The organism is Oceanobacillus rekensis (genome assembly GCF_002153375.1).
Classification (GTDB): domain Bacteria; phylum Bacillota; class Bacilli; order Bacillales; family Amphibacillaceae; genus Oceanobacillus; species Oceanobacillus rekensis.
Genome location: NZ_MTBQ01000002.1, coordinates 198,705 through 222,486 on the forward strand (window position 1 = coordinate 198,705; position 23,782 = coordinate 222,486).

Below are 23,782 nucleotides of genomic sequence, written 5' to 3' on the forward strand. Positions count from 1 at the left end.
GCAATTTTTATCGTTCCCAGGTTGTTAGTAGTGTTTCTGTTGCGATTTTTAATTTTTCTTCCGTGATACCGGCAAAGCCAAGGACGATTTTAGGAGGACTTTCATCACCTTTTCCCATGGAATAGGCAGAAAATGGGTAGACCTTTACAGCTGCTTCAGCGGCTCTCTGGACAAGTTCTGATTCACTCATTCCATTTTTCACAGCAAGAACAATATGCAACCCTGACCGCTCACCAACCACGGACACTGTATCTTCATATGGCTTTAACAGCTCAATAATTTTTTCCAGTTTCCGTCGGTAAATTTTCCGCATCCGGTTTAAGTGCCGCTCAAAGTCACCCTCTCGCATAAATCGTGCAAGTATGTGTTGGTCGATTCGTGAAACGGAAGAATGATAAAAGGAAAGTTCATCCCTATACCGCTCCAACAGCGACTTAGGCAAAACCATATAACTAATTCTTAGTGATGGAATCAATGATTTAGAAAAAGAACCTAAATAAATTACTTTTTCCTGTTGATCCATGCTTTTCAAGGGAGGAATCGATTTTCCACTATAGCGAAATTCACTGTCATAGTCATCCTCAATAATATAACGATTCGCTTCCGCGGTAGCCCAGTTTAAAAGCTGTGTCCGCCGATTAACGGAAAGTACGGTACCATAAGGAAAATGATGTGAAGGGGTTACGTAAACAACATTTGGGTTAGTGTTCTCAATTGATTCGACCTGTATACCTTCCTCGTCAACTTCAAGCGGGTACACTTCGTTTGGATAACTTTTCAACATACGCAAAATCAAATGGTATCCAGGATCCTCTACACCATAGACCGTATCTGTTTTAAATAAAAGCAGAAGCTGCTGTAGTAAAATCTCAATGCCAGCCCCAATAATAATTTCCTCTGGGGAGCATTGCAGCCCACGAGCATGGTACAAATATTGGGAGATTTCCTCGCGAAGTTTGATTTCTCCCTGTGCATCACCAAGTAAAAGCAGCGAATGGTTTTGTTTATCGATTGTATTTTTTGCGTATTTCCGCCATTGTTCAAAAGGAAAATTCTCTGTGTCAACCCAGCTTGGATGAAAATTGTATTTAATCGAAGAATAGTTCTCTTCTTGCTGTTCAAATTTTGGATTCTTTTTTGCATCAACAGGCTGCACATATTCTAAATCTTCACTAGCTAATACAAAATAACCTTTTCGCGGGAGGGATTCCAGATAACCCTCTGCGATTAATTGATCATATGCAGCCTCCACCGTGTTTTGACTAATGTGGAGGAAATCAGCCAGTTTTCGTTTAGATGGTAGCTTAGATTCAAATGATAATCTTCCTTCAATAATTTCTTTTTTTATATACTTATACAATTGCTCGTATAACGGTATATCTGTATCACGGTTTAAATGACAGGATAACATCTCCATTTTCTTACTTCCTCTCTAGCTGACCTTGTTAGTTTTTATGAAACTGGCACTTTCAATGGGATCACATTCCTTTATAATAAATGACATATTAGAAAATTACAAACTAAGATTTGGGAGATGAATGGGAATATGGAAAAATTAGTAGGTAGCGAAACAGTAAAAAGAGGAATGGCACAAATGCAAAAAGGCGGCGTCATAATGGATGTCATTAATGCCGAGCAGGCGAAAATTGCGGAGGCATCAGGTGCAGTAGCTGTAATGGCATTGGAACGTGTACCATCTGACATTCGTGCAGCTGGTGGCGTAGCAAGAATGGCTGACCCACGTATTGTGGAAGAAGTATTGAATGCAGTATCGATTCCGGTAATGGCAAAAGCTCGAATTGGGCATATAGTGGAAGCGAGAATACTCGAAGCAATGGGTGTCGATTATATAGATGAAAGTGAAGTACTTACCCCAGCGGATGAGGAATATCATATTTTGAAAAGTACATACACAGTTCCTTTCGTTTGTGGATGCCGTGATTTAGGCGAAGCTGCAAGACGTATTGGTGAAGGTGCTGCGATGCTTCGTACTAAAGGGGAGCCAGGAACAGGAAATATTGTCGAGGCTGTCCGTCATATGCGAAAAGTTCAAGCACAGGTTCGAAAAGTTGTACACATGAACGATGATGAATTAATGACAGAGGCGAAATTACTTGGTGCCCCATATGATGTATTGAAGCAAATTAGAGCGGAAGGAAAGCTTCCTGTTGTTAACTTTGCTGCAGGTGGAGTCGCTACACCAGCAGATGCTGCTTTAATGATGGAACTTGGCGCGGATGGTGTTTTCGTTGGATCCGGTGTCTTCAAATCAGAAAACCCGGAGAAATTCGCTAGTTCCATTGTTCAGGCAACTACTTATTATAATGACTATGAATTAATTGGAAAACTATCAAAAGAACTAGGTAGCCCAATGAAAGGAATCGACATCTCCAAACTACCAGCAGAAGAAAGAATGCAAGAACGAGGCTGGTAGAAAACCGAACAGTGCCTGTCACTTCCTTAAAATTTGTCGAATATAGATAGTTAATGTAAAGGGGGGGTCTGTATGGAAGGAATCATGACAATTGGTGTTCTTGGGCTACAAGGTGCGGTGCAAGAACATCTAAAACAGATTGAAGCTCTGGGACTCCATGGAATCAGTGTGAAAAATCCTGAGCAGTTAAATGATATTAACGGATTGATCATACCAGGAGGAGAAAGTACTGCAATTAAAAACCTTATTGTCAGATATGGTTTTCTCGAACCCTTGCAGGAATTCTCGCAAGCTGGTAAACCAATTCTCGGAACTTGTGCAGGGATGGTGCTTCTTGCGAAAGAGATTGCAGATTCACCGGATTCCCATCTCGGGTTAATGGATATAAAAGTCAGGCGGAATGCATATGGAAGACAGCGTGATAGCTTTGAAGCCGATTTGGAAGTGAAAGGTATAGATGGTACATTTCCATCCGTGTTTATCCGCGCACCATACATTGAATATGCTGGTGATAATGTGGAAGTATTAGCCACTTTTGACGGGAAAATTGTAGCAGCACAACAAGAAAATCTATTCGTATCTTCTTTTCATCCTGAACTGACAAAGGATACGAGATTTATAAAATTATTCGCAGAAATGGTTGCCTCTTCATTTGAAGAGCCTGTCACTTCTTGAATTATGATTGAAACTTAGAGGCAGACTCAGGTGTTTTAGATTTCTTCAGCAGGGTAAGTAAATAATATACTAACTTTTGATGGAGGGATTTAGATGTCAGACAATGGTTTTAAAGAGAAAGCAAAAGGTGTAGGGAATAAAATTAAGGGTGAGGCAAAAGACCAATGGGGTACTGCAACAGATGATCCCAGCAAAAAGGCTGAAGGAAAACTTGATAAAACAAAAGGCGAAGTACAGGATAGTATAGGAGATACAAAAAATAAGCATAATAAATAGTACTTTGATTAAATAGCCACTGGGTCTTTTCCATTGGCTATTTAATTTGATGTTAAGAGGAGGAATATTGATGAGTAAAGTCCCTTTAATTGTGAATACGGAATGGTTAGCGGAAAGACTAGAAGATCCTAAATTGAGATTATTGGATGCTACAACTTTTTTAAAACAACCTGCTGAAGGGGGATATTATGATGTTTGGTCAGGTAAGGAAGCATATGAAAAAGGTCATATTCCTGGTGCAGTTTATGCTGATTTACTTGGAGAATTTTCTGACCCAGATTCAGAATATAAATTCACTGTCCCATCGAGAGACAGATTTGTAAAGAAAATTAGTGAACTAGGTGTTGGTGATGATACATACGTGGTAGTTTATGATCAAGGTGAAGCTGTTGTTGGTGCTTCTGTTATTGCCTCTGACTGGGCTTCCCGTCTTGCATGGCAATTGCGCTACGAAGGTTTTGACAATGTAGCCGTTCTTGATGGTGGTTTTCCTAAGTGGCGTGAAGAAGGGCGTTCAGTTACAACGGAGCCAGGATCTTATCCAACTGCAACATACTCTGGAGAACGCCGTCCTGAACTTTTAGCAACAAAAGAAGATGTAAAAAATGCACTGAATGATGAAAATGTAATTCTGCTGAATAGTTTAAGTGAAGCTGATTTTAATGGAGAAACAAATACATACTCCCGAAGCGGCCATATTCCTGGTAGTGTAAATGTATTCTTTGGAGAACTTTCTGATATAAAAACAAAAGAACTTCATGATGAGGAAAAGTTGCGTAAAAAATTTGAAGAAGTCGGTGCACTTGATCCAAGTAAAAAAGTTATTACTTATTGCGGAAGCGGAATTGCTGCAACGTGGAACGCTCTTATTTTAAATAAACTTGGTCAAACAAACGTAGCAATGTATGATGGGTCCATGACCGAATGGACAGCAGATCCATCACTACCATTGGACAAGGTTGAAAAATAAAGCTAACCTAAATAAAAGGTTAGCTCTAATTTGTGGGTATTCCACATTTCAAAGCTAACCCTTTTTTAGTGCCCTATTTCGACAAAGTCCGGGGAGTGACAGGTACCTAATTTTTCCTAAACTTACTCCCGCTGCTTTTGGATCGGAGTTTTGCCATTAAGTCTGATGATTTCTTAGCTTCGGCATCGGTTTTGCTCGTATCAATCGAAAGTATATTATAGCTGCCATTACTTGATTCCATACGAAAAGCTGTGTTGATGTCACTGCCCACGGGTAATTCACTTTTTTTAATAACAAGCTCCGCATTATTTTCTTCTATTAAAATAACTGCTTTGTCACCTTCAAATCGATCAAGAATTCCTTTCATCTTACCTATCAACTCCTCAATTCTTTTATGTGCATGCGATTCCTTCACTTTTTATATCTGTAATTCTCGCTGGTCCTATCCCGTTAATCCGATCTAAATCATCAACGGACTGGAATGGTCGTAAATCAATGACGTCCTGTGCTCGTGCTGGTCCAATATGGATAATACTTTGAACCTCTCTGGCGGAAGCTGTATTAATATTTATGCAGGAGCTGTCTGCAGGAACTTCACTGGAGTCTTCAGAATCAGGTTCTTCTTCAACATCCGATTCTGCCGGTGTAGTTGAAGCTGTGCTGCCGGGGCTCACCGTACCGTCCTTATTTGTCTCAATGTTATAGTTTTCCCCATCGGAAGTAATAATAATGGTGCCATGTACATCTGTCCCGTAAAGTCGGGTCCCTGAATTTTTAATGAGTGAAACAACCTCAGTACTTGGATGCCCATAACTATTACCTTTTCCAGCACTATATATGGCAACAGACGGATTGACTGCATTAATGAAGGAAGGATCACTGGATGTGTTTGACCCGTGATGCCCAAGTTGAAGGATATCTGCCTGGATATCTATTCCACTGTTCATCATTTTCAATTCATCGCTTCTTGCGGCATCACCTGTGAATAAAAATTTAGTGCTTCCATATGTGAAAAGCAACGAAACAGACTCCTCATTCGACTTACCAGAAATGCTGGATGGGTAAAGGACATCAATTTCAAGTGGTCCAATTTCATATTCCTCGCCTGTTCGGGGTTCATGGAAATCTGCACCACTATTTATAACCGCTTCAATACCGCGTTGGAATGTCTGTGAAGAGCTTTCATTCCCCGACAGCCAAACCTCGCCGACATCAAATGTATTCATCACCGAATCAAGCTGTCCGATATGATCAGCATCCGGGTGGCTAACAACAACCAAATCAATGGAGGAAACATGCTGTGACTGGAGGTAATTTACAACCTCATTTCCTCGCCAGTCCCCTGTATCGAAGAGAATTGTATAGTCTTGTTCTCCATCAGAATACTGAAAAAGCGTTGCATCCGCCTGACCTACATCAATATAATGAACCATTAAATCCGATAGTGTGGTAGCTTGGCTAACATCAACTTCTGCTGGAGCATCCTCATTGGTAGTTTCCGTAGTTTGGGATTCCTCCTCAGATTCTGGAACTTCCTCTGCTGGAACCTCGTTCTGATGATCATCCTGATTCACCTCATTTGCTGGTGTTGCTTCGTCCTGAATCTGACTCTGTCCACATGCAACGAGAAGAACAGTGAGTATGATCATTAGTAAAAATCTTATATTCAATTACATACCTCCATAGACTTACATTCCGTTTAAGCGTATCAAAAAGGATCGACAATGGCTATGCAATTTTATACAGATGCTTTTAAAATCTATGTAAAATAGCATTTTATGCTCGTTAAAAAAGGTAACTATCTTATTTTAACTATAGATAAAATGACATTTTCAAGCCGTTCAGAATATTGATTATGCTATTTTACGAAGATGAAATATACCAGGAGATTCTGCATAATGAGAGATAGGAAGGAGACGATTCTATGAACAAGAGTCATAGGTTGTTTGAATTCACGGTAATAGCAGGAATACTAGCAATTATGTTATTCACCAACATTGTATTTTCACAGGAAAATGTAACCAAAATTAGTTATATCGGCTTCATTGACCGATTCGAAAACGATATGGCAGTCATTCTACTGGAAGAATGGGGAGAAGAAATTATCCTGCCTAAAACACTCCTCCCACCAAACACCCAAGAAAACACCCACCTCACAATTGAACTAGTACCCGAACTGGTGCCTGTCACTCCTTGAATAATAAAATGTTTACCTTGCGACGAATTAGGAAAAATAAAGAAGTAGGATGAGTTTATGAATAGAAACAATGAAACCATTACTTTGAATGTTGAATATTACATTCGATAAAAACCGAGAAGTGACAGTGTACCGAAACAAGGAGGTAAATTCCAATGGAAACCAACTTAAGTAACCTAAAGCTTAATAAAAAAATGGATAAGGCAACATATAAAAAAGAAAAGAATAAGTATCAAAAACGGCTTATGAGCTTACAACGGAAAATTGTGGATGAGCATCTTGGTTTGATTCTCGCATTTGAAGGTGTCGATGCTGCAGGGAAAGGAGGCGCAATTAAACGACTTACTTCTGAAGTGGATCCAAGAGGAATTGCGGTACACCCGATTTCCGCACCAAAGCCACATGAAATGCGCTATCATTATATGCAACGGTTTTGGAGAAAAATTCCCCAATACGGACAAATTGGCGTCTTTGACCGCTCCTGGTATGGCCGGGTATTAGTTGAACGCATTGAGGGGTTTGCGACAAATAAAGAATGGAAGCGTGCATATGATGAAATTAATCATTTTGAAAAATTATTGTCAGATGATCACTATATTGTATTGAAATTTTGGATCCAAATATCAAAAGAAGAGCAATTGGAGCGCTTTGAAGAACGTCAAAATGACCCACTGAAAAGCTGGAAAATTACCGATGAAGATTGGAGAAATCGGGAAAAATGGAAGCAATATAAAACTGCTGCAGAGGAAATGTTGCGAAAGACCGACCAGGATCATGCACCATGGATCGTTGTCGAGGGAAATAATAAACGTTATGCACGCATAAAGGTTTTGAAAAAAACGGTTAAACAAGTAGAAAATTATTTAAAAGATGCTAGTATCCAATTACCGGATTATTCTTTGTTTGAGAAATAAGCCGGGCAAAGTTTTAAGTTTATCCCGACTTTATAATGGATCATTCCACCCACTGCTTGCTTCTATAAAAGCAAAGCACCGATTGCCCCGGCGTATGCACCACTGCTCAAGAAAACAGGTTCATACGGTATGCGGTCTTGAAAACTGGTTAACACATGTTGCAGTGTTTTATTCCCATCCAATGTGCTGCCAATAAAAATAATTTTCTTAACGTTTTTTGCTAGAGCTGCTTGACCGGCGAGTAAGATGAGCGTCTCACCAATTAACTGCATGAGTGCAGCCATATGGTCAGCGGCGTTTGCATTCTCGTTGTAATTTGCCTTACCAAAATTTGATGCAGTGAGTTCACCGAAAATGGGGGCATCATCAGGAGCATAGATGTCTTTTACTAATAAATCGCTATTATTGTGATTTCCTTTTGCGGCTAATTCTAAGAGCTTAAGGAAATCTTTTTCGCCTGTAATCAAGGAACCAAGCCCCATTAATGTACCTCCACCAACTCCGCTTCCCGATAATCGTTCAAAACTAGTTGGTGTGACATGGAAAATCGATGTCCCCGTCCCAACGTTCACCACAATATATTCAGCACTCGGACTATGTTTTTCCAGATCTAGCAAATAACGTGTACCTTCTACTAGTGCCTGAAATTCATCTATTTGGCGGCATTTTTGTGTTGCAACAGTCGCCAGCTGACCGCTTTTTCCCCCTGTCACACGCAATGTCGCCTCAGGAGCCACACTTTTCAGCCATTGAAGAAGTTTTTCTGTTTCCAGGTTTGGATAGGTTTTAACATGAAGAATATCTCTTTCGACGTAAGCTATCTTTATAAGTGAACCTCCAGCATCAATTCCGATTAATCTCATGAATACAATCCCCCAATTCAACAATACAATTTCCCACTATCATATCCCACACGTCCCCATTCGACAATTTGAAACCTTTTGTTCGTTGTTTTCGTATTGTATAATAGGGTTATAAGTTATAATTAATTATCTTACGAGATTATATATAGGAGTTGGTAGATGTGAGGGCTGTGTTTCAATTTATGATTCAGTCAATGACAGGTTTCCTTGGTACAGTTTCGACGTGGTTGGTCTGCTTTTTCGCTTTTGGACAAACCTTACTACTCTCAAGTTTATTCGCGGTTGCTGGTGGTACGGTTGTTTACCTGACATCTAAGCAAATCTTGAATTATCGATTTGGAATCGTTAATGGACTGACGAGACGAGAATATAAATATATCGACAATAATCTAAAAGATGCAAAACAGAAAATATCGCGCCTGCAAAAGGCTTTATTCCGAGTACGGTCACTGCAGCATGCCAAGCAAAATTTAGAAATTGCTCGAACTGCACAAAAAATATATACGAATGCCAAGAAAGAACCAAAGCGCTTTTACCAGGCAGAGGGATTTTTCTACAATCATCTTGATTCCCTTGTGGAACTCGCTGAGAAATATGCATATCTATCATCCCAGCCAGCCAAAACAAGAGAAATGGAAAAATCACTAAAAGACACCCGCCAGACCGTGGGAATGCTTGGTGAAACAATCAAAAAAGACTTGCATATTATGCTTGATGATGACATAGACACATTGCATTTTGAACTCGATGTGGCCAAACAGTCCATTGGCAGGACAAATAAGAAATAACAGGAGGTTCACGAAATGAGTCAACAAAACGAACACAAAGCAGATAAAATAGATGATTTACTTGCTAATCCGTTTGGCGAAAAGAAGGATGATGCCTCAACACCGACAGTAACACAACAAAATCAACAACCGGACAAGCCTGACAAACTAATTAATAAACTAACGGAAGAAAATCGGGAGCGGGCAATCCAACTAGCCGGACAAATTGACCCGCAAAATAATCAGTCGATTGCCCAATATGGTACAGAGGCACAATCAAAACTATTGGAGTTTTCTCATGGCATGTTGGAACATGTTCAAAACAAAGATGTTGGTGAGATTGGCTCCATACTTACGGATTTAATGAAAAAACTGGAACAGGTTAACCCAGAGGAACTGAAAGCTGAAAAGCGTGGTTTACTATCCCGTGTATTTGGCAAAGTTTCTGGTTCCGTGAACGAGATTCTATCCAAGTACCAAAAAACAGGTGCACAAATTGACCGGGTCAGTATAAAGTTGGATCGAAGCAAGGATGCATTAATGTCAGATAACGGCATGTTGGAGCAGTTATTTGATAAAAACAGAGATTATTATGACGCCCTGAATATTTATATCGCTGCCGGTGAAGTAAAGCTTGAGGAATTAGAGAACCAAACGATTCCAGAGCTAAGAAGAAAAGCAGAACAGAGCCGAAGTCAGATGGATTTTCAGGAAGTGAATGACATGATGCAATTTGCTGATCGTCTCGAAAAACGGACCCATGATTTAAAGCTCAGCAGACAAATTACAATGCAAAGTGCACCACAGATTCGACTTATGCAGAATACAAATCAGGCATTGGTCGAAAAGATTCAATCATCGATCCTGACTGCAATCCCACTTTGGAAAAACCAAGTTGCCATTGCACTTACATTATTGCGCCAGAAAAGTGCTGTCGAAGCACAAAAACAAGTATCGAAAACAACCAATGACTTACTCTTGAAAAATGCTGAGATGCTCAAAACAAATACAGTCGAAACGGCAAAAGAAAATGAACGAGGCCTTATTGACATTGAGACATTGAAACAAACCCAGGAACATCTTGTTTCTACAATAGAAGAAACGATTCATATCCAAACAGAAGGACGCGAAAAGCGTCAGCTGGCCGAAAAAGAATTAAGTGGTATGGAAGAGGAGCTCAAACAAAAACTGCTCGAACTGCGGTAGTAAAATGAAACTACTCATACAACCGAATAATTGAAAATTTATTTTAACAATTAAATTGAAGGATTTTCGGGAAAAGAGTTGAATCAATCTATATAGAGAAATTTTTAACATATTGCCATCTTGTAAAGAGGATTAGAATGGATAGTTAAAATTAAGGAGGAATCCAGATGATACTCACCCAGCAGCAGACTGAAAGACTACTCCCAGTGAAAATCGATCGGCAGCGCCTTGGTACCCTCATCTCTAACCTTAAAGAAAACATTGCTACTCTACAGCAGGATGAAAAAGAATATTATAACGCGGAACAGGATCAGCAAGAAAAAGAGCAATATTATCAATCAATCATGTTGGATAAACCTAACAGAAATACAATTGAATCGTTGCAACAATTACTCCAGGAAACCCACACCAATCAAGTTCGATATGATCCCAGTGAATATGTATATCCCTGGGTTGATTTAAAACCGGATGGAAATCTCACCAGCATTTATTCAGGAAAAAACCGCAAACCGGAGGAGATAATCCAGGAAGATTATGTAACCTCTTTGAAGCGGCAGAGCAGCATGGATACAATGTTTAATTCGAATAAGAATTTAATAGATGCCCAACTCACTCAAATTGAAAAAGAGTTTCCTTATAATTGTGAACATGTTGTCCCCCAATCCTGGTTCAATGAAGAAGAACCAATGCGGGGCGATATTCATCATCTATTTACATGTGAACCAAAGTGTAATTCTTTTCGAAGCAATTACCCATACTTTGACTTTGTAGAGTACCAACCGGAGGAAATAACATCTAATCGCGTACGTACAGCATGTGGTAAAGCAGAGGATCGTTTATTTGAACCGGAATATGGAAAAGGTGCGGTTGCCCGAGCAATGCTTTATTTTCTGCTTCGGTATCCTGATGATATAGAAAATCAATATCTAGAAAAGATAGATGTCGATCTTCTATTGGACTGGCATCAGAAGTTCCCACCGGATTTGTATGAAAAACACCGTAATCAAGCAATTTTCAAAATCCAAGGAAATCGTAATCCTTTTATCGATTTTCCTGAAGAAATGCGAGAGATTGTCTATGGGATGCTGTTGTCAGGTCAGTAAATAGTAGTGTGACACTGTCACTTTCCGGTTTTTGTCGGATGAATAAATCTCTGTACAAAAAAAGCAAGGGGCCGTTTAAGGACGTACGGACTGGACTTAAACGGACAGAGGTGAAGGAAGTCTTTCTAGTCCATAGGGGCTGGCGCTGAACGCGGCTTGTTTATATGAGTAGTAAATTTACATTATTATCATGGGTTATTTACCTATACTTGTAATTTTCCGGTTGTTGTCGAAAAGTATAAAAGCTGCTAACCTTTGTTTAACACGAATTAGGTTGGTAGCTTTTTTATTATCTAATGTGTTTCAGTTTCAATCTGTTATATCTTTATCATAAGTAGCCGGAGCTGTGATCCATCATTCGTTTTTCCTTAAAACACGGAGGATATCTAGGAATCTGAACATTGACCCAAACATAGCCATAATTGTTCTAATATAAAAAAATGTTACAATATAAGAGGAGAATTTTTTTCTCCCTATTATTAATGGTGGTGGATAAGATTGTTTAAATTAAACCCTTATGGTGATACAGGATTACGGGTTCAATTTGGGGAGACAATTTCAAAGGAAACAAATGAAAAAATCCGAAGTTTCTGCATGTATCTTGAAAAGGAAAATATTCCCGGTGTAATCGAATGGATTCCAACGTATACAACGGTTACTATTGTATATGACCCATATTATATTTTATATGATATGTTGAAAACACGAATTGAATCAATCCAACATCAACTCTCTGACATCGAGTTGCCACGAGCAAAGGTTGTACATATTCCCGTGCTTTATGGTGGAGAGAAGGGCCCAGACCTTAACCATGTAGCATATGTAAATGGAATGGACGAGTCTGAAGTAATTAGGATTCACACTGGAATAGATTATTTGATCTACATGATGGGCTTTATCCCAGGTTTTCCTTACTTAGGTGGCATGTCTGATAAAATTAATGCACCAAGATTGGCGAATCCGCGAGCAAAAATTCCTGCTGGTTCTGTTGGTATTGCCGGAAAACAGACAGGAATTTATCCACTGAACTCGCCAGGAGGATGGCAGATTATTGGACAAACACCAATTAAATTATATGATCCAAATCGGGAGAAGCCTATTTTGCTTCAAGCAGGAAATTATATACGATTTTTTTCAATCACTAAATCGGAAATTGCAGCAATAGAGAGAGAAGTGGAGGCAGGGAGTTATCTTCCTCCTATTGAAAAATATACAGAATAAAGATGGGAGTAAGATACTTATGACAAATCATGTTGACCTGAACAGTGATTTGGGCGAAAGTTTTGGTGCTTATACTATCGGACAAGATGAACTTGTTATGAACTACATATCTTCTGCCAATATTGCGTGCGGCTATCATGCCGGTGATCATAATATTATCCAGCATACCGTAAAAAAGGCGACGGAAAAAAATATCAGCCTTGGAGCACATCCCGGATTACAAGATTTGATTGGTTTCGGTCGTCGGCCAATGGAAATCGATCCAGAGGAAGTTTATAATCTTATCGTTTACCAGGTAGGTGCAATTGATACATTTGCCAAAATTAATGGAAATAGACTAAATCATGTAAAACCCCATGGTGCATTATATAATATGGCAGCTAAAAATAAAGAAATTTCACAGGCTATTGCTGAGGCAGTCTTTAATATTAATCCGAATCTTATTTTATTTGGATTAGCGGGCAGTGAGCTTGCCCAAATGGGGAAGCAGGCAGGACTGACTGTTGCAGAGGAAGTTTTTGCTGATCGTACATATCAAGAAGATGGTTCCTTAACATCAAGAACACTTAAAAACGCGATGGTAGAAGATGCTGATGAAGCAGTGTATCGAGTGATTCGAATGGTGGAAGAGGGAAAAGTAGAAGCTGTGGATGGCTCGGATATAGCGATTCAAGCAGACACGATTTGCATCCATGGAGATGAACCTAAATCACTGGAATTCGCTAAAAAACTGCATAACGCCTTGATTACAAAAGGAATTTCGATAGAAAAAGTAGGGAAGTAAATGGGAAAACTATTTGAAGTTATAAAGCCAGGATTGGCAACGGCTGTCCAGGATCTTGGACGCATAGGTTATCAGCAATATGGTGTCGTCGTCTCTGGTGCTATGGACAACTATGCTTTACAGATTGCAAATTTACTCGTTGGCAACGATCGTGATAAAGCAGGGCTTGAAGTTGTTATTATGGGACCAGAGCTTCTTGTACTAAACGATACGGTAATTGCAATTTGCGGTGCCGACCTATCCGCTGAATTGGATGGTGAACCGGTCTCTGTTTGGAAATCTTTCACTGCTAAAAAGGGACAACGACTCACATTTGGACAGCCTAAAGTTGGAAGTTATGCCTACATTGCTGCTGCAGGTGGAATCAACACTCCTCTTGTAATGGGAAGCAGATCTACATATATAAAGGCAGAATTAGGTGGCTTTGAAGGCCGTTATCTACAAAAGGATGATCGTTTGGAAGCAGGACAAGCGGGTAAGCCACTGAAACAGCTTTCCGGCCGAGGACTAACCGAAAGCGCTGTACCAGATTACAGTTTGCAGAGAAAAATCCGCGTCGTTTTGGGACCTGATCTGCGCAGCTTTCCGGACAATGTCGTTGAGAAGTTTTGTGCATCCCAATTTAAAATGACAGCACAATCCGACCGCATGGGCTATCGTCTGGAAGGACCGAAGCTTACCCATAAAGAGGGAGCAGATATTCTTTCAGATGCTATTTTACCTGGTACAATACAAGTTCCTGCAAATGGACAGCCTATCATTCTCCTTGCAGACAGACAAACGACCGGTGGTTATACACGAATTGCCACAGTTATCTCCGTTGACCTCCCCTATGTCGTTCAAAAACTTTCCGGCAGTATACTGCAGTTTGAAGCAGTAAGCGTGGAAGCGGCACAACGACTATATGTAGAAAGAGAAACCTTACTAAGAAAACTAACCATACGAGCAGGAGTATAGCCACACTACCGCAGCTGTGATGCTCCCCGAATATGTCGAATTTCAGCACGCAATATTCTACAAAAATTTCCCGGGTAATAAAAACAGTAACTGCTAAGAAGTTGCTGTTCTTTTATGTTCCACACTATCCATATGGTAATTAGATCTAAACTGATATAATTATTACAATATTTACAAAGATAAAAATGTAGGTTATGGTTACTTATATAAAAGAAAAAATTTGATTAAAAATAAAAAGTAACGCAGGAGCATTTATTATGAAGAAAGTCATCCAGTGGGGACTTACCATTTCCATCATTATTTTTACGATACTTCATTTTTACACGTACTTTAATGAGCATGAATTATTATTGAATCTCCTGTCCATCAGTGGTATGGGTATTTTTTTATTTGCGGTAGTTATTTATACACCAGCCAAAATTAAAATGCCACTAGGACTGTTTATAGTTGGAATTATTATCTTCGTATTTTCGGATTCATCTCTTACACAAGGTTTGATGAGTGGATTTCTGCAGATGAGAAATATGATTGGTTTGCTAATCATTGTGCCGATGATTAGCTGGGTATTGCGTGAAGAAGCATATTTGGAAGCGATAATGGGGCTTGGGCACCAATTTTTAAATACGAGCAGGAAGTTTTACTTTGGTATTATCTCTTTTACCCAAATCATTTCATACTTCCTATTGTTCGGATCCATCCCAATGATGTATCAATTTGTAAACATGATTTTAAAGGACGAAAAGGGTGAAGCCTGGGAGCATTTCAAAGGAACCGCTGTACTTCGAGGCTTTGCACTTTCTGTTATGTGGGTAATCAGTATCCCAAGCTTTGCGTTCGTGGTGGAAGTAATGGATGCAAACCTTGGAATATCTATCGTACAAGGGATGATGGTAGCGATTTGTGGAATCTTTATCTCGCTTATCTTTTCTAAATTTGAAGAGAAAAAATATGGTGTAAATCTCACCGCCGGTCTAACGTCAGAAATAGAGGACCTTCTCAGCCATACTACGAATAAAAGAGAAGTAAATCGGCATTCAATCGAATTTATTGTCTTATTTATATCGCTATTCGGTTCGATTTTTATATTAAATGCCTTTGTGGAAATGGAACTGCTTGTATTGATTCCAATGGTTGTTATGATATGGATTATTTCCTACTATGTCTTTAAGCGTAGATTGAATAAACTGTATGAGACGGCAAAAACCTACATACAAAAGGACATGGTTAGTCAGTCCTATCAGCTCTGTGTCATGCTTGGTGCCGGTATTCTTATTTTCGCATTGAGTCAGACCGGGTTTGCGAGCATCGTTGTGGACGGTGTATATTCCTTGCAGGAGATAATACCCTTTCTAAATGTTTTATACTTACTGCCATTCATGGTTATAATTCTAGGATTTTTCGGACTCGGTCCACTCTGGTTCTCGTAGGTGGAATCCTGGAAACTATTTATCTTCCATATCCACCCGAACTTATTGTTCTCGCTGTCACCCTTGGCAGTTCCATTTCCATCCTATTATCACCTGTTTTGATGCCAATTATTGTGTTAAGCGGTACGAACGGATTGAGTGGATTTAAAAATGGAATGGTGTTTAATTGGAAGTTTGCGCTGGTTATTTATGTAATGGTGATGGGATATGTGCAGGGGAGGGTTTATTTTGCGTAGGGTATCCATCCTGATTAGCTGAAAAAATTTTATTGGATCCTTGATATTACTTATGGTTAAAGCACTTAGTTCCTCTGTTCCCAAAAAAGTGATGGAAAATACAGCTGGATGTCTATGCCTAAATACTTTCATTTATAGCTGTATTTGCTGAGTATGTGTTATTCCTATTGTTTGTCCCTCAACAAATGCTACCATTGATCCATACATTGTCGTTTACGGTTTTAGAACATTAGGATTATATCCCACCTTGTCCCTCCATTTTTTCTAGCTACTGCATTAATTGAGGTTGCTATTATTCTCTGTTGAAAGGAAAGAGGTGAAATGAATTGAGCAAAACGAATCTTTGGACGAAGGACTTTATTATTATTTTTTTAACGAATTTTTTCACACATATTGTCTTTTACTTATTAATGTCAACCGTGGCATTGTATGTCGCAACAGAATATCAGACTGGTCAGGGATTAGCGGGCTTGGCTGTTGGGATTTTTGTCATTGCTGCCCTGTTAGCTCGATTTGCTGCCGGCATTTATATTGATCGGATTGGACGTAAAAAAGTGCTCATTATTTCATTACTTGCTTTTGTAATTACGATGTTTCTTCATTTAGGGGCAAACAGTCTGGCATTTCTTATGTTACTTCGTTTCGCTCAAGGAGCAGCTTTTGGTTTCATTACAACCGCTGCAGGTGCCATTGCTGCTGAGCTTATTCCAGATGAGCGACGTGGGGAAGGAATCGGGTATTATTCAACAGCGATGAATGTAGCAATGGCGATCGGTCCTTTCCTCGGAATCGTCATTAGTACATATGCAACATTTCAAATGATTGTCCTTGTTGGGGGTATAGTTGCGTTCATTGATTTGATTATTACTCTATTTATTAAAGTACCAAAAATTCAAATTTCGCCTGAGCAGCTAAAAGGAATGAAACGATTTAAGGTAAGCAATTTTATAGAACCAAAATCGGTTCCAATTTCAATTGGTATTTTTACAGTTGCATTGGGGTATTCGAGCCTTTTATCTTTCTTGTCGACGTATGCCAAAGATATCCAAATGGAAAATGTCGCAAGTTTTTTCTTTGTTGTGTATGCTATTGCTGTAATATTGTCCCGGCCATTTACTGGAAAATGGTTTGATCGGTATGGTGAGAATGCAGTGAATTATCCGCTGTTAATCTGTCTTGCTCTTGGATTCTTATGTTTAAGTACCGCACCAAATGGCATACTTTTTCTTTTGGCTGCTGCATTAATTGGCATTGGTTTTGGGAATGTACAGTCCAACTATCAGGCAATCGCTATCCAGCAAGCTCCGTCAAATCGCAAAGCATTGGCAACATCAACCTATTTCATCTTTCTTGATTTAGGTACGGGAAGCGGTCCATATTTATTGGGAATCTTAGTAGGTTTTATGGGTTTTCGCTATTTATATGGAGCCATCGCTATTTGGATTGTTGTTTGTATGGGAATTTACTATGTTTTACATGGAAAAAAGGCAAATATCAAACAGAAGAGCGCTGCTTAAAATGCTTGGGGATTATTCAAGGCCAGTTAAAAGCTAAACTTAGAAGGGTACAGTCTTTTCCTAATACACATATCCCATATGTTCCGATATTTGATTTGAAGCTACTTTCATTTTTTCAATTATGGCATCTTTGTTTCCATCTGTTATTCGATTGGAATGTCCAATGACAGATAATGAAGCAACAACTTCTGCCTCATGATTATGAATGGGGGTAGCAATGCTCGTATAGTTTCATAATAGGAAGATTTTAGTAAACAATAATCCTTTTCTCGTATCTCTGACAATAGGCTAACCAACTCATCTGGTTGGGTTACTGTGTATGGTGTATAGGCATATAATTCTTTTTGCAATACCTTTTTAATATAGTCATCACTTTGGAAAGCTAGTATACAAAGTCCTTCACTTGTACAGTGGAGGGGATTAGTCCTTCCAATTTGTGTGACAAGTCTGTCTGGATGCCTGCTTTCTATTCGGAACAAGTATACGACTTTCTCATTTTCCATTAAACAGATATGTACTGATTCATCCAAGGTTTTAGAAAGGTCGCTAACGATTGGCAATGCCTCTTCGTATAATTCATGATGACTAAAGATAGCGCCACCTAAACTGAGAATGGCAAGTCCTAATCGATAGTGATTTGTTTTTGGGTTTTTAGTTAAAAATCCTTCTCCCATCAAGGAGGATATATGGCGATGGGCACTTCCTTTTGGCAGATTTAATTGGTTCCTTATCTTATTTGGAAGCGATTATGGGGCTTGGGCATCGATTTTTAAATACGAGCAGGAAGTTTTACTTTGGTATTATCTCTTTTACCCAAATTATTTCATACTTCCTATTGTTCGGCTCCATTCCGATGATGTATCAATTTGTAAACATGATTTTAAAAGATGAAAAAGGTGAAGCTTGGGAGCATTTCAAAGGAACTGCTGTACTTCGAGGCTTTGCACTTTCTGTTATGTGGGTAATCAGTATCCCAAGCTTTGCGTTCGTGGTGGAAGTAATGGACGCAAACCTTGGAATCTCTATCGTACAAGGGATGATGGTAGCGATTTGTGGAATCTTTATCGCGCTTATCTTTTCTAAATTTGAAGAGAAAAAATATGGTGTAAATCTCACCACCGGTCTAACGTCAGAAATAGAGGACCTTCTCCGCCATACTACGAATAAAAGAGAAGTAAATCGGCATTCAATCGAATTTATTGTCTTATTTATATCGCTATTCGGTTCGATTTTTATATTAAATGCTTTTGTAGAAATGGAACTGCTTGTATTGATTCCAATGGTTGTTATGATATGGATTATTGCCTACTATGTCTTTAAGCGTAGATTGAATAAACTGTATGAGACGGCAAAAACCTACATACAAAAGGACATGGTTAGTCAGTCCTATCAGCTCTGTGTCATGCTTGGTGCCGGTATTCTTATTTTCGCATTGAGTCAGACCGGGTTTGCGAGCATCGTTGTAGACGGTGTATATTCCCTGCAGGAGATAATACCCTTTCTAAATGTTTTATACTTACTGCCATTCATGGTTATAATCCTAGGATTTTTCGGACTCGGTCCACTCACCGTAATGGTTCTCGTAGGTGGAATCCTGGAAACTATTTATCTTCCATATCCACCCGAACTTATTGTTCTCGCTGTCACCCTTGGCAGTTCCATTTCCATTCTATTATCACCTGTTTTGATGCCAATTATTGTATTAAGCGGTACGAACGGATTGAGTGGATTTAAAAATGGAATGGTGTTTAATTGGAAGTTTGCGCTGGTTATTTATGTAATGGTGATGGGTTATGTGCAGGGGAGGGTTTATTTTGGGTAGGGTATCATGTACCTTCTTTCATAACTGTAATTCATAATTATCATTTATTTCAAAGTAGCCTTGGTAAACATCCTAATACTTTCGATTGTGGCGTCTATGGGTAGATGATTAACTAAGACAATAAGGAAGCATTAAATATTTTATTTATGGTTGCTATAAGTGTATTGAGGTTACATGTGATAATATGTTATTGCAACCGGGTATACCGAAAGAAGCAAGAGTTACGTTTAGCTAGCACGAGAAGTTAACAGAATTAATTTAAACATATAGAATGTATCTTCTATGTATTTGATAGAAAGGTACACTATACATATTCATATATTTATATATTTGCTGCTGCTTTTAGTATTTTAACAATGTCATTTGTTATTAAATCTGTTATTTGTTTGAAATGCCAAATAACAAAGCAACAATTTCGGCCTCATGATTGTGAATGGGTATTGAGATGCTTTTATAGTTTTTATAATAGGAGAATTTTAATAGACAATAATCCTTTTAAAGTCTCTTGATAAAAATCTGGATAACCGTTAACATTTTGTTTAATAATTTTTAGTTAAGAACCCCACCACTACTTAGTACTCCCTTTTTGGCAGATTCAATTATTTCCTTTACTTCGGCTGCTAGTGTAGTAATTAAAAGACAGAAAGCCTTTAAACAATAAATGGCTTTCTGTCTTTTTTTATATCTTAAATAATGAACTACATTTAATACAAATCGATTTGATTTGAGTCCGAAGAAATTATAGAGCTGTATAAGTTGCACTGGGCAATCGAACTGTTTTTTTAATGGATCAAACAGCATCTCAGAATCAAGAAGTTCTACTGTAAAAGCGAATGGGTCATTAAAAATCAAGTGTTTACCGCACTGATTGTATTTTGCCTACTTGTACTGGTTCAAAACGAGACGAAAAGCAAGCAAAAAACATTACAAATTAGCCGCTATTTAAGAGCCTCTTCGTGGAAGCCATCCTATATCTGGCTTTTAAAATAGAGGGGAAAGGTGTACCTAAACAAACAAATTGTCGTCACATAAGTCTAACTGTAATAAATTCCCAAATGGATGGAGCCACTTTTATTGCGTATTTATTTTTTTGGCTCTAATAGAGGGAAACCGATAAATGGGATATTCTGAAATTATTAATGCAACACTAGTGAAACCTTTTGAGTCGTACCAATTAACACCATTTTTCCGATAAAACATACGTGTCATCGGAAAGTTTAAAGTCGTAAATTTCCCGAGTGACTGCTTTTTTCCGTAACCTTGAAAGAAAAAAGCACCCATTATCTGTCATAAGGTCAAAGCGCTCATAAACCAGATAGCCGCGGTCAAAACACATACATGCATTCCTTAATTTTTTCGTATAGTAATCTAATTTCAATGTTTTGGATGTTTTCTTCAAACAATTGAAGATTTATTGGTAAAAACCATTACCCAAATGAAGTTTTGTTTGTAATCTTGTCCGTATGTTTGTCCTTTATTAGTGAGTTTGGACGGGTTACCACCTTACTTATCCATTATAAAAGACTTTTTCTTTGTGCAAAAATAAAATTGTGAAGATTTTGTTATTTTTAATATTTAAATTAAAATAATGCAACACTAGTGCTTAAATTTATAATCTTTTCACATCCAGCATACTTATAAAACTGATAAATGCATGAACATTATTCATCTTCAAATAATCTTCATAATAATACATCCGTGTTGTAACTTTAAATTTTATTCTTTTGTTACATATTCCTAATAACGCATTTGTGTGTTAAAACTACATATTTTTCAAACAATTCAATTTTAGTGTTGCATTATCGTAATATTTAAACTATAATTCAAAGTAAGAAAAAACAGAATATTCATTCCGATATACGGAACGATAAAGGGATTAAATTCATAGGGGGGAATAAAAAAGGGGAATATTTTACAACATAACAATTATTTTGATGTTGTACCATTTGGTAAAAGCAAGTTTTTTACGTGATAACAAGGAATTTATACTATTTACGTATTACGAAATTGTAAACAGAAATAGTTGGAAGAGCGGGAGATTTATAAGGAATATTCATTTAATAAGTAGGAGGAATTTGTAAATTGGAAAAATTAATAAATACTTCTAAGGCTTTAGATTTAATTAATAATGGCGACACTCTTTTAGTTGGTGGATTTGGCTTATCTGGTACACCGCTTACCATGCTTGATGAAATAGCGAATTCAGAAAAGCATGATCTAACAGTTGTAAGTAACAATTTAGGTGAAACAGGTAAGGGGTTGGGGAAGTTATTGCTTTCTGGAAACTTGAAAAAAGCAGTGGGGTCCTATTTTACAACAAACCGTGATGCGGTTCAGGCATGGTCAGACGGTGAACTGCAAATTGAACTTATTCCACAGGGGACACTTGCTGAAGCCGTTCGATGTGGAGGAGCTGGAATTGGTGGGTTTTATACCAAAACAGCTGTTGGGACAAAACTAGCTGAAGGAAAGGAAGAAAAAGTAATAGATGGTAAAACGTATATTCTTGAGAAGGCAATAAAAGGGGATATTTCTCTTATTAAAGCATTGAAAGCGGATACAATCGGGAATCTCGTATACGATCATACTGCTCGTAACTTCAATGCAGTAATGGCAAGTGCCGGGAAAGTAGTCATTGCTGAAGTAGATGAAATTGTTGAGGCTGGAGAACTTCATCCACTTGAGATTGTTACCCCTCATGCATATGTCGATTATATTGTTTTAAATAAGTATGTGAAAAAGGGAGGTGCATATGTTGAGTCAGTCTGAACGCATTAAGATTGCAAAGCGAGTGGCAGAGGAGTTAAAAGAAGGACAAATAGTAAATCTTGGAGTAGGAATTCCAACTTTAATTCCTGATTATCTTGAGGGAAAGAAATTATTCTTGCAGTCAGAAAACGGTTTGCTTGGAATGGGTCCAACGCCTGATAAAGAAAATGTCAATATGGACTTAATTAGTGCCAGTAAGAAACCGATCACGATGGACACAGGAGCCTCCTTATTTGATAGTTCAGATTCATTTGTTATGATTCGTGGCGGTCATGTCGATGTTGCTATATTAGGCGCTTTACAGGTCGATCGATATGGTGAAATTGCTAATTGGGCAGTACCAGGAAAGACCATTCTAGGAGTAGGTGGCGCGATGGATCTAGTTGCTGGAGCTAAGCAAATTATTATAGCTTCAACACTATGTGCAAAGGATGGAAAATCAAAATTGGTTGAGAAATTACACTTTCCTAGTAGTGGTAAAAGAAGGGCAGATCTACTTATTACAGAACATGCAGTATTTAAATTTACCAATGAGGGTACAGAGCTTATTGAGATTTTATCGGATATAAGTATAGAGCAATTAAGAGATATGATAGATGTTGAATTCAAATATAATGATATAAAAATTATAACGTAGATGGAGGTAATTAAATGAAGAAAATAAATGGATTGTTGGTAGGTTTTATTGCGCTAACTTTGGTATTAATTGGTTGCTCGTCTGATGAAGATGGGGAAAGTACTTCAGATGCAGAAAGTGGAGTGCCGGCAGAAATAACATTTGGTTCTGCGACAGTCGGTGGTTTTTGGTATACATTATCTGGCGCTATGGCAGACGTGATGACAGATGTTTTTCCAGATTCATCTACAACCATTGTTGAAGGTGGATCAGTTTCTAACCTACTTGGACTTGGTCAGGGAGCCTATCATGTTGGATTTAGTAATGGACAAACGGTTCCTGAAGCATTAAATGGTATTGCAGCTTTTGATGAGCCAATAGAAAATGTGAGCACAGTTGCAACGCTTTATCCAAATGTATTTCATATCGTTGTACGTGCTGATTCTGACATTTATACGGTTGAAGATTTGAAAGGAAAGACGGTAAGTCCTGGAATTAAAGGATATAGTGGTGAGCTTGCTTTCATGGATATATTAGAACTTTCTGGAATGTCTTATGATGATTTAGGTGGAGTGGAATATATCGGAACTTCCGATGGAGCAGATTTATTACGGGACGGCCATATAGATGCAATAACAGGCATGCTTTCAGCGCCAGTTTCGACCTTTCAAGAATTAGATACAACACTTGGTATTCGTTTAATCCCACTGGATGATGAAATTATCACGGCTTTAAATGAAAAAAATGAAGGATACCTTGATTATACGATTGAAGCGGGAAGCTATCCGAATCAAAAGGAAAATGTGGGAACTGTTGCTGGTTATACCGTATTACTGGTTAATGATGATTTGATGAGTGAGGAAGCAGTTTACGATTTAACAAAAATGTTATTTGAGAATCGCGATACTTGGGAAACTATTTCCACTATTATGAGTGATTTTAATCCGGAATATTCGGTAGAAAATAATGTTGGTAATTTGCATCCAGGTGCGGAAAGATATTACAAAGAAGTTGGGGCCCTGAAGTAG

Annotated in this window: 22 protein-coding genes and 3 pseudogenes; 19 read left to right on the top strand and 6 right to left on the bottom strand. The window is 38.3% G+C overall.

Annotated features, from left to right (window positions below):
* Window positions 1–7: 7 nt before the first annotated feature.
* The gene (gene pdxR / locus BV906_RS04910; RefSeq protein ID WP_087972337.1) at window positions 8–1,417 is read right to left on the bottom strand and encodes a MocR-like pyridoxine biosynthesis transcription factor PdxR; all 1,410 of its coding nucleotides are present in this window, start codon (window positions 1,415–1,417) and stop codon (window positions 8–10) included.
* 129 nt (window positions 1,418–1,546) lie between these two features.
* Here pdxR and pdxS point away from each other — a divergent pair, with 129 nt between their 5' ends.
* The 4 genes from pdxS (at window position 1,547) to BV906_RS04930 (ending at window position 4,355) form a co-directional block, all read left to right on the top strand.
* A complete protein-coding gene (gene pdxS / locus BV906_RS04915; protein WP_087972338.1) occupies window positions 1,547–2,434 on the top strand; it encodes a pyridoxal 5'-phosphate synthase lyase subunit PdxS in 888 nt (295 codons plus the stop codon).
* An 81-nt stretch (window positions 2,435–2,515) separates the two neighbouring features.
* On the top strand, window positions 2,516–3,109 hold the full coding sequence (gene pdxT / locus BV906_RS04920; RefSeq protein WP_087972788.1) for a pyridoxal 5'-phosphate synthase glutaminase subunit PdxT: 594 nt from the start codon (window positions 2,516–2,518) through the stop codon (window positions 3,107–3,109).
* A gap of 93 nt (window positions 3,110–3,202) precedes the next feature.
* Complete coding sequence (locus tag BV906_RS04925; RefSeq protein WP_087972339.1) at window positions 3,203–3,385, top strand: CsbD family protein; 183 nt, start codon at window positions 3,203–3,205, stop codon at window positions 3,383–3,385.
* Between the two features lie 70 nt (window positions 3,386–3,455).
* Window positions 3,456–4,355 carry a sulfurtransferase gene (locus tag BV906_RS04930; RefSeq protein ID WP_087972340.1) on the top strand — a complete coding sequence of 300 codons (900 nt, stop codon included), beginning with the start codon at window positions 3,456–3,458 and terminating at the stop codon, window positions 4,353–4,355.
* A 106-nt stretch (window positions 4,356–4,461) separates the two neighbouring features.
* Here the strand turns inward: BV906_RS04930 and BV906_RS04935 are convergent, their stop codons facing one another.
* Window positions 4,462–4,770 (bottom strand): DUF3006 domain-containing protein, encoded by a 309-nt coding sequence (locus BV906_RS04935; protein WP_245843898.1) that lies wholly within the window; start codon window positions 4,768–4,770, stop codon window positions 4,462–4,464.
* Window positions 4,748–6,025, bottom strand: coding sequence for an MBL fold metallo-hydrolase (locus tag BV906_RS04940; RefSeq protein ID WP_087972342.1), 1,278 nt, complete (start codon window positions 6,023–6,025; stop codon window positions 4,748–4,750). The genes BV906_RS04935 and BV906_RS04940 overlap by 23 nt, the downstream gene beginning before the upstream one ends.
* Window positions 6,026–6,279: 254 nt before the next feature.
* Here BV906_RS04940 and BV906_RS04945 point away from each other — a divergent pair, with 254 nt between their 5' ends.
* On the top strand, window positions 6,280–6,552 hold the full coding sequence (locus BV906_RS04945; RefSeq protein ID WP_087972343.1) for a DUF3006 domain-containing protein: 273 nt from the start codon (window positions 6,280–6,282) through the stop codon (window positions 6,550–6,552).
* Between the two features lie 155 nt (window positions 6,553–6,707).
* Complete coding sequence (locus tag BV906_RS04950; RefSeq protein ID WP_087972344.1) at window positions 6,708–7,466, top strand: polyphosphate kinase 2 family protein; 759 nt, start codon at window positions 6,708–6,710, stop codon at window positions 7,464–7,466.
* Window positions 7,467–7,528: 62 nt separating this feature from the next.
* Here the strand turns inward: BV906_RS04950 and coaW are convergent, their stop codons facing one another.
* The gene (gene coaW / locus BV906_RS04955; protein WP_087972345.1) at window positions 7,529–8,329 is read right to left on the bottom strand and encodes a type II pantothenate kinase; all 801 of its coding nucleotides are present in this window, start codon (window positions 8,327–8,329) and stop codon (window positions 7,529–7,531) included.
* Window positions 8,330–8,490: 161 nt separating this feature from the next.
* On the opposite strand from coaW, the gene BV906_RS04960 reads away from it, so the two are divergent.
* From BV906_RS04960 to BV906_RS04995, 8 genes are all read left to right on the top strand, one after another.
* Window positions 8,491–9,117, top strand: a complete 627-nt coding sequence (locus tag BV906_RS04960) for a 5-bromo-4-chloroindolyl phosphate hydrolysis family protein (RefSeq protein WP_087972346.1) — start codon at window positions 8,491–8,493, stop codon at window positions 9,115–9,117.
* 15 nt (window positions 9,118–9,132) lie between these two features.
* Window positions 9,133–10,302 (top strand): toxic anion resistance protein, encoded by a 1,170-nt coding sequence (locus tag BV906_RS04965; RefSeq protein WP_087972347.1) that lies wholly within the window; start codon window positions 9,133–9,135, stop codon window positions 10,300–10,302.
* A 167-nt stretch (window positions 10,303–10,469) separates the two neighbouring features.
* A complete protein-coding gene (locus BV906_RS04970; RefSeq protein WP_087972348.1) occupies window positions 10,470–11,405 on the top strand; it encodes an endonuclease I family protein in 936 nt (311 codons plus the stop codon).
* A gap of 498 nt (window positions 11,406–11,903) precedes the next feature.
* Window positions 11,904–12,626 (top strand): 5-oxoprolinase subunit PxpB, encoded by a 723-nt coding sequence (gene pxpB / locus BV906_RS04975; RefSeq protein ID WP_087972349.1) that lies wholly within the window; start codon window positions 11,904–11,906, stop codon window positions 12,624–12,626.
* 19 nt (window positions 12,627–12,645) lie between these two features.
* Window positions 12,646–13,410 carry a LamB/YcsF family protein gene (locus tag BV906_RS04980; RefSeq protein ID WP_087972789.1) on the top strand — a complete coding sequence of 255 codons (765 nt, stop codon included), beginning with the start codon at window positions 12,646–12,648 and terminating at the stop codon, window positions 13,408–13,410.
* Window positions 13,411–14,367, top strand: coding sequence for a 5-oxoprolinase subunit C family protein (locus BV906_RS04985; protein ID WP_087972350.1), 957 nt, complete (start codon window positions 13,411–13,413; stop codon window positions 14,365–14,367).
* Window positions 14,368–14,624: 257 nt separating this feature from the next.
* Window positions 14,625–15,794 (top strand): hypothetical protein, encoded by a 1,170-nt coding sequence (locus BV906_RS04990; protein WP_245843900.1) that lies wholly within the window; start codon window positions 14,625–14,627, stop codon window positions 15,792–15,794.
* Window positions 15,795–16,356: 562 nt separating this feature from the next.
* Window positions 16,357–17,547 carry an MFS transporter gene (locus BV906_RS04995; RefSeq protein WP_087972351.1) on the top strand — a complete coding sequence of 397 codons (1,191 nt, stop codon included), beginning with the start codon at window positions 16,357–16,359 and terminating at the stop codon, window positions 17,545–17,547.
* Window positions 17,548–17,607: 60 nt separating this feature from the next.
* On the opposite strand, the pseudogene BV906_RS05005 reads toward BV906_RS04995, so the two are convergent.
* Window positions 17,608–18,221, bottom strand: a pseudogene (locus BV906_RS05005) (IclR family transcriptional regulator).
* A 32-nt stretch (window positions 18,222–18,253) separates the two neighbouring features.
* Between BV906_RS05005 and BV906_RS05010 the strand changes: the two are divergent.
* Both BV906_RS05010 and BV906_RS05015 read left to right on the top strand, forming a co-directional pair.
* On the top strand, window positions 18,254–19,369 hold the full coding sequence (locus tag BV906_RS05010; protein ID WP_176330273.1) for a hypothetical protein: 1,116 nt from the start codon (window positions 18,254–18,256) through the stop codon (window positions 19,367–19,369).
* Between the two features lie 738 nt (window positions 19,370–20,107).
* Window positions 20,108–20,469: pseudogene (locus BV906_RS05015) on the top strand (transposase); the annotation flags it as partial.
* A 60-nt stretch (window positions 20,470–20,529) separates the two neighbouring features.
* On the opposite strand, the pseudogene BV906_RS05020 reads toward BV906_RS05015, so the two are convergent.
* Window positions 20,530–20,718, bottom strand: a pseudogene (locus BV906_RS05020) (IS4 family transposase); the annotation flags it as partial.
* 733 nt (window positions 20,719–21,451) lie between these two features.
* On the opposite strand from BV906_RS05020, the gene BV906_RS05025 reads away from it, so the two are divergent.
* Genes BV906_RS05025 through BV906_RS05035 form a run of 3 tightly spaced genes read left to right on the top strand, consistent with a single transcriptional unit; the run spans window position 21,452 to window position 23,782 of the window.
* Complete coding sequence (locus BV906_RS05025; RefSeq protein ID WP_087972353.1) at window positions 21,452–22,138, top strand: CoA transferase subunit A; 687 nt, start codon at window positions 21,452–21,454, stop codon at window positions 22,136–22,138.
* Window positions 22,122–22,775, top strand: a complete 654-nt coding sequence (locus BV906_RS05030) for a 3-oxoacid CoA-transferase subunit B (protein ID WP_087972354.1) — start codon at window positions 22,122–22,124, stop codon at window positions 22,773–22,775. The genes BV906_RS05025 and BV906_RS05030 overlap by 17 nt, the downstream gene beginning before the upstream one ends.
* Window positions 22,776–22,789: 14 nt before the next feature.
* Window positions 22,790–23,782 (top strand): TAXI family TRAP transporter solute-binding subunit, encoded by a 993-nt coding sequence (locus BV906_RS05035; protein WP_087972355.1) that lies wholly within the window; start codon window positions 22,790–22,792, stop codon window positions 23,780–23,782.